The 12,084-nt window shown below is 45.3% G+C and carries 9 protein-coding genes; 4 read left to right on the top strand and 5 right to left on the bottom strand.

The features are described 5' to 3' along the window. Positions 1–52 precede the first annotated feature (52 nt). From leuC to leuB, 4 genes are all read left to right on the top strand, one after another. Positions 53–1,465 (top strand): 3-isopropylmalate dehydratase large subunit, encoded by a 1,413-nt coding sequence (gene leuC, locus RBB12_RS07815; protein ID WP_293282492.1) that lies wholly within the window; start codon positions 53–55, stop codon positions 1,463–1,465. Between the two features lie 74 nt (positions 1,466–1,539). Then, on the top strand, positions 1,540–2,136 hold the full coding sequence (leuD, locus tag RBB12_RS07810) for a 3-isopropylmalate dehydratase small subunit (protein ID WP_293282491.1): 597 nt from the start codon (positions 1,540–1,542) through the stop codon (positions 2,134–2,136). 30 nt (positions 2,137–2,166) lie between these two features. Then, positions 2,167–3,684: an alpha-isopropylmalate synthase regulatory domain-containing protein gene (locus RBB12_RS07805; protein ID WP_306012999.1), complete on the top strand. Its 1,518-nt coding sequence runs from the start codon at positions 2,167–2,169 to the stop codon at positions 3,682–3,684. 50 nt (positions 3,685–3,734) lie between these two features. Further along, positions 3,735–4,793 carry a 3-isopropylmalate dehydrogenase gene (gene leuB, locus RBB12_RS07800; protein WP_306013000.1) on the top strand — a complete coding sequence of 353 codons (1,059 nt, stop codon included), beginning with the start codon at positions 3,735–3,737 and terminating at the stop codon, positions 4,791–4,793. 419 nt (positions 4,794–5,212) lie between these two features. Here leuB and RBB12_RS07795 read toward each other — a convergent pair whose 3' ends face one another. The 5 genes from RBB12_RS07795 to ilvB all read right to left on the bottom strand — a co-directional run bounded on the left by RBB12_RS07795 (position 5,213) and on the right by ilvB (position 12,082). Then, positions 5,213–6,805, bottom strand: a complete 1,593-nt coding sequence (locus RBB12_RS07795) for an NADP-dependent glyceraldehyde-3-phosphate dehydrogenase (protein WP_179383809.1) — start codon at positions 6,803–6,805, stop codon at positions 5,213–5,215. A gap of 159 nt (positions 6,806–6,964) precedes the next feature. Continuing rightward, the gene (gene ilvA, locus RBB12_RS07790; RefSeq protein ID WP_306013001.1) at positions 6,965–8,230 is read right to left on the bottom strand and encodes a threonine ammonia-lyase IlvA; all 1,266 of its coding nucleotides are present in this window, start codon (positions 8,228–8,230) and stop codon (positions 6,965–6,967) included. 16 nt (positions 8,231–8,246) lie between these two features. After that, positions 8,247–9,722: a ketol-acid reductoisomerase gene (gene ilvC, locus RBB12_RS07785; protein WP_306013002.1), complete on the bottom strand. Its 1,476-nt coding sequence runs from the start codon at positions 9,720–9,722 to the stop codon at positions 8,247–8,249. A 24-nt stretch (positions 9,723–9,746) separates the two neighbouring features. Next, a complete protein-coding gene (ilvN, locus tag RBB12_RS07780; protein WP_179383812.1) occupies positions 9,747–10,274 on the bottom strand; it encodes an acetolactate synthase small subunit in 528 nt (175 codons plus the stop codon). A 74-nt stretch (positions 10,275–10,348) separates the two neighbouring features. Continuing rightward, the gene (gene ilvB / locus RBB12_RS07775; RefSeq protein WP_306013003.1) at positions 10,349–12,082 is read right to left on the bottom strand and encodes a biosynthetic-type acetolactate synthase large subunit; all 1,734 of its coding nucleotides are present in this window, start codon (positions 12,080–12,082) and stop codon (positions 10,349–10,351) included. Positions 12,083–12,084 lie beyond the last annotated feature (2 nt).

The following is a 12,084-nucleotide window of genomic DNA, read 5'->3' as shown; positions in this document are numbered from 1 at the left end:
GGTTTGATATACAATTTTTAACTTCGTAGGCTTACAAATTATGGAAGATACAATGAGCAAGACACTATTTGATAAAGTTTGGGATTCCCATGTAGTAAAGCATATCGACAATGGTCCGGATGTACTCTTCATCGATAGGCATTTGGTACACGAAGTCACGAGTCCCGTAGCTTTTTTGGGATTGAAGAACAGAGGAATTAAGGTATTGTACCCAGAGCGCACTTTTGCCACCGCGGACCACAATACCCCTACACGAAACCAGCACTTGCCCGTTAAGGACCCCTTGTCCGCCAATCAGTTGAGGGCTTTGGAAGAAAACGCCAATGCGCACAACATACCTTATTGGGGGCTTGGCCATGAGAAAAATGGGATTGTGCACGTGATTGGCCCGGAAAACGGAATCACCGTGCCTGGGGCCACCATCGTTTGTGGCGACTCACATACCTCTACCCACGGTGCCTTTGGTGCCATCGCTTTTGGCATCGGAACCAGCGAGGTAGAAATGGTACTGTCTACCCAATGTATTATGCAGCCCAAGCCGAAACGCTTGCGCATCAACGTGAACGGTGAATTGAACAAGGCGGTAACACCAAAAGATGTGGCTTTGTTCATCATTTCAAAACTATCCACCTCTGGAGCCACAGGCTACTTCGTGGAATATGCAGGGGATGTGTTCAAAAATATGTCCATGGAAGGCCGAATGACGGTCTGCAACCTCAGTATTGAAATGGGAGCCCGTGGCGGAATGATTGCACCGGACGAGAAAACCTTCGAATACATCAAAGGAAGGGAGTATACCCCCAAAGGAAAGGATTGGGATGCGGCCATGGAGTACTGGAAAACCCTCTATTCCGATGAAGATGCCGTTTTTGATAAAGAAGTAACTTTCGATGCCAACGAGATCGAACCCATGATCACGTTTGGAACCAATCCGGGAATGGGCATCGGAATCAGCAAGGATATTCCATTGGCGGAAACCATTGATGGTTCTCCAGCCACATACAAAAAATCCTTGGAATACATGGATTACAACGAAGGAGAGGCCATGGTGGGCAAACCTATTGATTTTGTGTTCTTGGGAAGCTGTACCAATGGTCGAATCGAGGATTTTAGGGCTTTTGCATCCATCATCAAAGGAAGAAAAAAAGCCGACAACGTAACCGCTTGGTTGGTACCTGGTTCCCACAAGGTGGAAGAAGCCATTAAGAGTGAAGGTATTTTGGATATTTTGACCGAGGCCGGTTTTGAATTGAGAGAACCCGGTTGTTCCGCTTGCTTGGCCATGAACGATGACAAAATTCCTGCAGGCAAATATGCGGTGAGTACATCGAACAGAAATTTTGAAGGACGTCAAGGACCTGGAGCCCGCACGCTGTTGGCAAGTCCATTGGTGGCTGCTGCTGCTGCCGTTACTGGAAAGGTAACCGACCCACGGGAACTGATGCAGGAAGAAGTTTTAGCTTAAGAATAAACAATGCACAATAAGCAATTAGCAACTCATTGTTAATTGAACATTGATAACTGAAAATTGAAAATAAAATGGCTTACGATAAATTCAACATACTAACCAGTTCAGCGGTACCCCTACCTATCGAAAATGTGGACACCGATCAAATCATCCCGGCCCGATTTCTGAAAGCGACGGAGCGGAAAGGTTTCGGGGACAATCTGTTCCGCGATTGGCGCTATAATTCGGATGGCACACCAAAGGAGCAATTTGTACTGAACAATCCGATTTATTCAGGGAAAATATTGGTAGGCGGTAAAAATTTTGGTTCAGGTTCCTCCCGGGAGCATGCAGCTTGGGCAGTGTACGATTACGGCTTCCGTTGTGTGGTATCCAGTTTCTTTGCTGATATTTTCAGAAACAACTGTTTGAACATCGGGGTGCTACCCGTTCAGGTAAGCCCAGAGTTCTTGGACAAAATTTTTAAGGCCATTGAAGCTGACCCCAAAGCGGAGTTTGAAGTCAACTTGCCCAAAGAAAAAATCACCATTTTGGCTACGGGAGAAAGTGAAGGTTTTGAAATCAATGGGTACAAAAAAGACAATATGCTCAATGGTTTTGATGATATCGACTACCTATTGAACATTCAGGACGATATTGAGAAATACGCCGAAAATACGCCCCTTTAAGCCACAGCTCGGAACACTACGGCACACCAAATGAAAAAACGCACCATAGAAATTATGGACACCACCCTTCGGGATGGTGAACAGACCTCTGGGGTTTCCTTTTCCGCTTCGGAAAAGCTTACCTTGGCCAAGCTCTTGTTGGAAGAGCTCAAAGTAGACCGCATCGAAGTGGCATCCGCACGGGTTTCAGATGGGGAATTGCAAGCTGTCAAAAATATTACGGAGTGGGCCGCTGCGGAAGGGTATTTATCCAAAGTAGAGGTCTTGACCTTTGTGGATAATGGTGTTTCCTTAAAATGGATGCAAGATGCCGGAGCCAAGGTCCAAAACCTATTGACCAAGGGTTCGCTAAATCATTTAACCCATCAGCTTAAAAAGACTCCAGAACAACACTTTACGGAAATTGAAAAAGTCATTTCAGAAGCCCATCAACTTGGGATGGACACCAATGTGTATTTGGAAGACTGGAGCAACGGAATGCGCAATTCCAAAGACTACGTTTTTCAGTTTTTGGATTTTCTGACCCAACAGCCTATCAAACGTATTTTGCTTCCGGACACTTTGGGCGTACTAACCCATACCGAGACAGGTGCATTTTTCAAGGAAATCATCCAAAGATACCCTAACACCCATTTTGATTTTCACGGTCACAACGATTATGATTTGAGCGTAGCCAACGTGATGGAGGCTTTGAAGGCTGGTGTTCATGGTTTGCATCTTACCGTAAATGGAATGGGCGAACGCGCAGGGAATGCGCCTTTGGCCAGTGCAGTAGCTGTTATCAATGATTTTTTACCAGAAATAAAGATTGGCGTCAAAGAATCTTCCCTTTACAAAGTAAGTAAGCTGGTGTCCGCCTTTACGGGTATAAGCATTCCGGACAACAAACCCATTGTTGGGGATAATGTATTCACTCAAACCGCTGGTATACATGCGGATGGAGATAGTAAAAAGAATCTTTACTTTAACGACCTTTTACCTGAGAGATTTGGAAGAAAACGCAAATATGCCCTAGGAAAAACCTCAGGCAAAGCCAATATTCAGAAGAATCTTCAGGAGCTGGGGTTGACCCTTAACGATGATGAGCTAAAAAAGGTTACCGAACGTATCATCGAACTAGGAGATAAAAAAGAGCGTGTCACCAAAGATGACCTACCCTATATTATTTCCGATGTGTTGGACAGCAACCTACATCAACAGAAGGTCTTCGTCAAATCATATGTGTTGACGCATTCCAAGGGGTTGAAGCCCTCCACTACCCTTTCCATTGAAATCGATGGGAAAACGTATGAAGAAAATGCACAAGGTGATGGTCAGTTCGACGCCTTCATCAACGCTTTGAAAAAAGTGTACAAAAAAGAAGGTCGCGAATTGCCCAAACTGGTAGATTATGCCGTTCGGATACCGCCAGGCAGTACCTCCGATGCACTTTGCGAGACGGTTATTACTTGGCAAACCAAGGAAAAGGACTTTACCACGCGAGGTTTGGATTCAGACCAAACGGTGTCCGCAATAAAAGCGACGGAAAAAATGCTAAATCTCGTATAACCGAACACTGAGAATTGTTCATTGAAAACTGATAATTGATAATTGAAAAAATGAAACTAAACATAGCGCTCTTGGCCGGAGATGGAATTGGCCCCGAAGTAATTGATCAAGCCGTAAAAGTATCTGATGCCATAGCCGCGAAGTTCGGTCATGAAATTAGCTGGACTCCTGCACTGACAGGTGCTGCTGCCATCGATGCTGTGGGAGAGCCCTATCCCGACGAAACCCATAAGATTTGTGTAGCCGCTGATGCCGTTCTTTTTGGTGCCATTGGGCACCCACGATTTGACAATGATCCTTCTGCCAAAGTACGCCCCGAGCAAGGCTTACTGAAAATGCGTCAAAAATTAGGGCTTTTTGCCAATGTTCGTCCAACGTTCACCTTTCCGTCCCTGATTGAAAAATCGCCCTTGAAAAGAGAGCGTATTGAAGGTACCGACTTGGTTTTTTTGCGTGAACTGACAGGAGGTATCTATTTTGGAAAAAGAGGTCGCGAGGATAATGACAACATCGCCTACGATACCTGCACCTACACCCGTACAGAAGTGGAGCGATTGGCCAGAAAAGGTTTTGAAATGGCGATGCAACGAAACAAAAAGCTTTGTTGCGTGGACAAGGCCAACGTTTTGGAAACTTCCCGTTTATGGAGGGAAACCGTTCAGAAATTGGAAAAAGATTATCCTGAAGTGGAGGTGTCCTATGAATTTGTGGATGCTGTAGCCATGCGTTTGGTACAATGGCCCAGCGCCTACGATGTTTTAATCACCGAAAACTTGTTTGGGGATATTCTAACCGATGAAGCTTCCGTGATTTCAGGTTCTATGGGTTTGATGCCCTCCGCTTCCTTAGGAGAGGAAACCTCACTGTTTGAACCTATCCACGGTTCATATCCGCAAGCAGCCGGAAAAGACATCGCTAACCCGTTGGCAACAGTTTTATCCGCAGCTATGATGTTCGAAACGGCATTTGGGCTTAAAGATGAGGCAGAAGCCATCCGTGAGGTGGTCAATAAGTCTTTGGCGGAAGGAGTGGTTACCGAGGATCTAGCCGAGGGCGGGAAAGCCTACAAGACCAGTGAAGTTGGGGATTGGTTGGCAAAACATATTTAATCAACCCCACATGAAAACCTAAAAAAGCCCCGAAAATCGGGGCTTTTTTAATTCGTTATAAAAATAAATCTTCAACCATTGCCTTATCATACTAAAATATCGATACGTCATTCTGAATTTATTTCAGAATCTCATCACTGTTGTATTCCAATTTTAGTGAGAACCTGAAACAAGTTCAGGTTGACGATTTCCTTTGATAATTAATTCAAATGAAAAGACAAAAAGCCCCGAAATCGGGGCTTTTCTGTTCCTTTTTCAAAATAGTTTTAAGGATAGAAATTCGTCAATTCGAGTGTTTTGAGTGAAACGAAAAATGTATCGAGAATCAAAAATTCATCGTTTTAAATCTTGTTCTCGACCTGCCTGCCGGTAGGCAGGTACTTTTTCCTTTGGAAAAAACTCAAACTGACACTTTTCTTTTACAAAATGTAATCCGTACTCAAAAAGTTGCTCACCTTAGCTTCCAATAGTTGCTCCACCGTCTGATTGTTCAAGTTATTGTCCTTGAACGCAACGAATGTTCGAATGGAGAAGGAACGCAATGCATCATGAACACTTAAAGTGGACTGGGCAGAGTCCTTTCTACCCGTGAAGGGATACACATCCGGTCCACGCTGACAAGAGCTGTTCAGGTTCACACGGCATACCAGGTTCGCTAAGGTATCAATCAGCGGCGATAAGCTATACACATCCTTTCCAAACAAGCTCACTTGCTGTCCGTAGTTGGATTCTGCCATATCATCCAAAGGCTCTTCGATATCCTGAAAGGAAAGCACTGGTATAATGGGGCCAAATTGCTCCTCTTGATATACCCGCATATCCTTGGTGACAGGATACAGCACCGCTGGCCAGATATAGTTGTCGAAATGCTTCCCTCCTTTTTTATTGATGATCTTGGCTCCTTTGGCCAAAGCATCATCCAAAAGCTCTTGGATATAAGCTGGTTTATCAGGCTCAGGAAGTGGTGTCAACTGCACCCCATCATCCCAAGGATTTCCAAACTTTAATCCATCCACTTTCTCCGAAAAGCGCTTTAAGAACTCATCTTTCACCTCGTCGTGGACGTAAACCACTTTCAAGGCTGTGCATCGCTGTCCGTTAAAGGACAAAGTACCCGAAATACACTCATTGATGGTCAAATCCAACTCGGCATCGGGCAGCACAATGGCCGGATTTTTGGCCTCCAAGCCCAAGACCAACCGCAATCGGTTACTTTTTGGATGCTGATCCTGCAATGCATTGGCGGATTTACTGTTTCCGATCAAAGCCAATACATCCACCTTACCCGTTTTCATTATGGGCGCCGCTACGGCTCTTCCTCGACCAAAAAGTATATTGACCACTCCCTTGGGAAAACTGCTCTGAAAAGCCTCCAAAAGAGGTGTAATCAAAAGAACGCCATGCTTTGCTGGCTTAAAAATGGTAGTGTTCCCCATAATAATGGCGGGAATCAACAAGGCAAAGGTTTCATTTAAGGGGTAATTGTATGGTCCAAGGCACAATACCACCCCGAGCGGTCCACGACGGATATGGGCGTAGACCCCGTCATGTTTCTGGAATTTGGCACAATCACGATCCAATTGCTTGTAATCTTCGATGGTGTCGTAGATGTATTCAACAGTTCGGTCAAACTCTTTGTAGGAATCCGGTTTGGACTTCCCAATTTCCCACATCAACAGCTTTACGACCTGCTCGCGCTTTTGCTCCATTTTCTTTACGAAGGTCTCCATACACTCAATCCGGTCCTTCACCTTCATGGTAGGCCAAAGCCCCTGACCCTTGTCATAAGCCGCCAAAGCGGCATCCAAAGCCTCCATGGCCTCTTCTTCGCCCATATCGGGAATACTTCCCAATGGGGTGGGTGCGTATTCATCTGTTGAGGAAATGGTGGAAACCACAGGACTGGTAGCTCCGTCCCATTTACGGAGTTCCCCGTTTACTAAATATGTTCTTTGATGTATCTCTTCAGTGATTTGAAAAGCTTCTGGTATTGCTGGTTTCGTTTTCGCCATGAGTTATTGATTTTAAGCGATTAGTGTTCATAAATGGTCACCTCTACTACACAAAGCTAACACAAAAACCATTGAAAATCATGTTGATTCTGTGGAAACCCTTAGTGTTGGAAAGGAAACCAAACTTTATCATAATGATGCTTGAAAATGTTGGTGGCATCACACCAAATATTGAAAAAGATCAGGCTTGTTGTTCAGGTAATCCCCAAAGAAGTTATTGTCTTTCATCCGCTGCATTAAGGGTTCAAGATCTTCTGGGGATTTTAGCTCTACCCCTACAATCGCCGGGGCATTTTCCCTACTTGACTTTTTGGAATACTCAAAGTGCGTGATATCGTCGTTGGGGCCCAAAATATCGACCACAAATTCCTTCAACGCGCCGGGTCGCTGGGGAAACCTCACAATAAAATAATGCTTCAATTGGGCGTAGAGCAAGGCCCTTTCCTTGATTTCGGCCGTTCGGGTAATATCGTTATTGCTTCCGCTTACCACACAAACCACATTTTTGCCCTTGATTTCTTCCTTGAAATCATCCAAAGCAGCAATGGTGAGTGCTCCAGCGGGCTCCACCACAATGGCATCCCTATTGTAAAGGTCCAAGATGGTCTGGCACACCTTCCCTTCGGGAACAGTTACCATTTTGTGTAGGTAATCCCTGCAAATAGGATAGGTCAACGAACCTACTTTTTGTACTGCCGCTCCATCAATAAACTTATCGATGTTTTCCAGCTCCACCAACTCCCCTTGTTCCATGGATCTTATCATGGACGGGGCTCCTTCGGGCTCTACCCCTATAATTTTGGTGTTTGGCGATAAGGCCTGGAACGTTCCGCAAAGCCCGGATGCCAATCCACCACCCCCAACGGCCACAAACACATAATCGATAGGTACATGTGACTGTTGCAACATTTCCAAGCCAACAGTGGCTTGTCCTTCTATGGTTTTTTCGTCATCAAACGGATGCACAAAGGTTTTGCCTTCTTGCTCACAAAACAATTCGGCCGCCTTCTTGGAATCGTCAAACGTATCCCCTTCCAGAACCACATCCACCCATTCCCCTCCAAACATCTTGGTCTGGTCAATTTTCTGTTTTGGAGTCACCACGGGCATATATATGGTTCCTTTCACCTGCAAATGGCTACAGGCAAATGCAACGCCCTGCGCGTGATTTCCAGCACTCGCGCAAACTACTCCGCTCTCCAGTTGTTGTTTACTAAGTGAACTGATCTTGTTGTACGCACCACGAATCTTGTAGCTTCGTACGCGATGTAAATCCTCACGCTTGAGAAGAATATTGGCCCCATGGGATTTGGAATAGCGGATACTTTGCTGCAAAGGGGTTACCTCTGCCACCTGGGCAATGGTCTTTGCCGCTTGATAAATATCCGCTATTTGCGGAAAGTATGTTTCCACAGTTTCGCTCATGGGACCAATGGTTTTGTTATCCTATGGGCTTCATGGCAGTCATGGAGGCGCGTAATCTGGCACCGACCACTTCCACATCATGCTCACGGATGGCCTTGTTCACTGCAATCAGCCGAACGTTGTCCACCCCTGTATCTTTTCCTTCGCCAAAGTGTTTGCCAATGATATCAGTGTCCACTTTCTTCATAAAATCTGCCAATAACGGCTTACAAGCATGGTCGAACAAGTAACAGCCGTATTCCGCGGTATCGGAAATGACCCTGTTCATTTCGAACAATTTCTTTCTGGCAATAGTGTTTGCGATCAATGGTGTTTCGTGCAGCGATTCGTAGTAGGCCGACTCTCCAATGATTCCGGATTCGGTCATGGTTTCATAGGCCAATTCCACCCCAGATTTTACAAAAGCGACCATCAATACCCCATTGTCATAATATTCCTGCTCGGAAATATTCATATCCCCAGCAGGTGTTTTTTCAAAAGCGGTCTCTCCCGTTGCAGCTCTCCAATCCAATAGGTTTTTATCGCCATTGTCCCAATCTTCCATCATGGTTTTGGAGAAATGGCCGCTCATAATGTCGTCCATGTGCTTTTGGAACAAGGGTCGCATGATTTCCTTCAATTCTTCGGCCAAATCAAAGGCCTTGATCTTGGCGGGATTCGACAAACGATCCATCATGTTTGTGATTCCACCCTGCTTCAATCCTTCGGTGATGGTTTCCCATCCATACTGAATCAATTTGGAGGCATAGGCTTCATCGATACCTTTTTCCACCATTTTGTTGAAGGAAAGAATAGAACCTGTTTGCAACAAACCACAAAGAATGGTCTGTTCTCCCATCAAATCCGACTTTACTTCTGCCACAAATGATGATTCCAACACACCAGCTTTGTCACCTCCTGTTGCCGCAGCGTAGGCCTTTGCTTGTTCCAACCCTTTTCCTTCCGGGTCGTTTTCCGGGTGAACGGCAATCAAGGTAGGTACGCCAAATCCTCTTTTGTACTCTTCACGCACTTCGGAACCTGGACTTTTGGGCGCAACCATGATTACGGTAAGGTCTTCGCGCACTTGCATTCCCTCTTCCACGATATTGAAACCATGCGAATAGGACAAGGTGGCGCCTTGCTTCATCAAAGGCATTACTGTGCTTACCACATTGGTATGTTGTTTATCTGGTGTCAGGTTAATGACCAAATCGGCAGTCGGAATCAATTCTTCATACGTTCCTACCGTAAAGTTGTTTTCCTTTGCGTTTTTGTAGGATTGACGTTGTTCCTTGATAGCTGCTGGCCGAAGGGCGTAAGAGATATCCAGTCCAGAGTCGCGCATGTTCAACCCTTGGTTCAATCCTTGGGCACCACACCCCACGATTACAATTTTCTTTCCTTTTAATGCGGTAACACCATCAGCGAACTCGCTGGAATCCATAAATCTACATTTTCCCAACTGTGTCAGTTGTTCACGAAGTGATAGTGTGTTAAAGTAATTTGCCATTTTAAATATTTGATTTTACGCTATTTAGTTTTCTTGAAATTCTTGCAACATTTCGCTAATGGGCATCGTGGCCTTGGTGACCGCAATTCGGCCGGAACGAACAAATTGAAGGATGCCATAAGGCTCCAATGCTTCGTGCATTTCATCTATTTCGTGCCGACGCCCTGTTTTGGCCAACGCAAAAAACTCCCGGTTTACGGTCACGATCTGCGAATGGCTTTCTTTGATGATGTTTTGTATCTGTCGTTCATCGAACAACAAATGCGAAGCAATTTTGAACAGTGCCGATTCCTGATAGATGGTCTCGTCATCGGTGTGATAATAGGCCTTAATGACCTCCACCTGCTTTTCTATCTGACCAACGATTTTCCGTGTCCACTCCTCGGTGGTAAAAACCACAATCGTGAACTTAGAAACACCTTCAATCTCTGATTTTGAGACATTTAAACTTTCTATATTGATATGTCGCTTTAAGAATATTCCCGATATCCTATTGAGCAATCCCACATGATTTTCGGAATATGCCGAGATGGTATACCATTGTTTTTCCATAGTGTTTTGATATGCTTTGTGACTTGTTGGGTTTGATAAACCATCACCCTACAAGTTTCCTTTTCTATTCATTTTTACTTCAATCTGATGTCCGAAACCGATGCGCCTGATGGAATCATCGGGAACACATTGTCCTCTTTCTCCACTTTTACTTCCAAGAAATATGGATTTTTGGATGCCATCATCTCTTGCACCGCTTCTTGAAGGTCTCCCCTTTCGGTCACTCTTCTGGCCTGAATATGATAGCCTTCGGCAATCTTCACAAAATCGGGGTTGGTCATGACGGTGGATGCGTAACGCCTATCAAAGAATAGTTCTTGCCATTGGCGCACCATGCCCAAGTGATCATTGTTCAGTACCACAATTTTAACGGGTACATTGTGCTGAAAAATAACTCCTAGTTCCTGAATCGTCATTTGATAGCCTCCATCACCGATAATGGCAACCACTTCGCGGTCCATGGCGCCCATTTTGGCCCCAATGGCCGCTGGAAGCCCAAATCCCATGGTGCCCAGACCTCCGGAGGTAATATTACTCTTAGATTGTTTAAACTTGGCGTAACGGCAAGCGATCATTTGATGCTGACCAACATCGGAGACCATCACCGCTTTGTGGCCGGAGGCCAAATTGATTTGCTCAATGACCTCGCCCATGGTCAACCCTTCCTTGGTCGGGTGAATGTCCTTATCAATCAGGGCATCATATTCGATTTGATACATTTTATCAAACTCCGCCTTCCATGCGCTGTGTTCTTTTTTATCCACCAAAGGGAGGATATCGCGCAATGTTTCTTTGGAATTTCCCAAAACCGCTACATCTACCTTTACGTTTTTATTGACTTCTGCGGGGTCTATCTCAAAATGAATGACCTTGGCCTGTTTGGCGTAGGTATCCAAATTACCGGTCACCCGGTCATCAAAACGCATTCCAATGGCAATCAGCACATCGCATTCGTTTGTGAGTAGATTAGGCCCATAATTGCCGTGCATTCCCACCATGCCTACGTTCAATGGATGGTCGGTATCCATGGCCGAAAGACCAAGAATGGTCCAAGCCGCAGGAATTCCCGTTTTTTCCACGAAGGCTTTGAGCTCTGCCTCCGCTTCGCCCAAAATCACCCCTTGCCCAAATACGATAAATGGTTTTTTGGCACTATTGATGAGTTCTGCTGCTTTCTCCAAGCTACCAGCTTCAGGAGTGGGAACGGGTTTGTAGCTTCTCACCTTGGTACATTTTTCGTACACAAAATCAAGCTCATCGAACTGGGCGTTCTTGGTGATATCCACCAAAACAGGTCCAGGCCTTCCCGACTTGGCAATGTAAAATGCCTTCGCCATGATTTCTGGAATCTCTTCCACACGAGTGATTTGGTAATTCCATTTGGTCACCGGGGTCGAAATCCCCACAATATCGGTTTCTTGGAAGGCATCGGAACCTAAAAGGCTTCGTGTCACCTGTCCGGTAATGCAAACCATGGGGGTAGAATCAATCTGTGCATCGGCCAACCCTGTCACCAAATTAGTGGCTCCAGGACCCGATGTAGCCATGGCCACACCTACCCTGCCTGTCACCCTTGCATAGCCTTGGGCAGCATGGGTGGCCCCTTGTTCGTGACGGGTCAAAATATGCGTCAATTTATCCTGAAACTTATATAGCTCGTCATAAACAGGCATAATGGCCCCACCGGGATAACCGTATATTAAATCGACTCCTTCAGCAAGCAAACAGTGAATGATGGCTTCTGCTCCTGTTATTCGGATACTATTTTGTGTTTTGCTATCTTTTTTTTGTGCTTTCAATGTCTCCATAA

It is taken from the genome of Allomuricauda sp. MMSF_3307 (assembly GCF_030733585.1).
Lineage (GTDB): Bacteria > Bacteroidota > Bacteroidia > Flavobacteriales > Flavobacteriaceae > Flagellimonas.
Note: the sequence above shows the minus strand (reverse complement) of the source record. Positions and strands in the feature narration are given on the sequence as shown.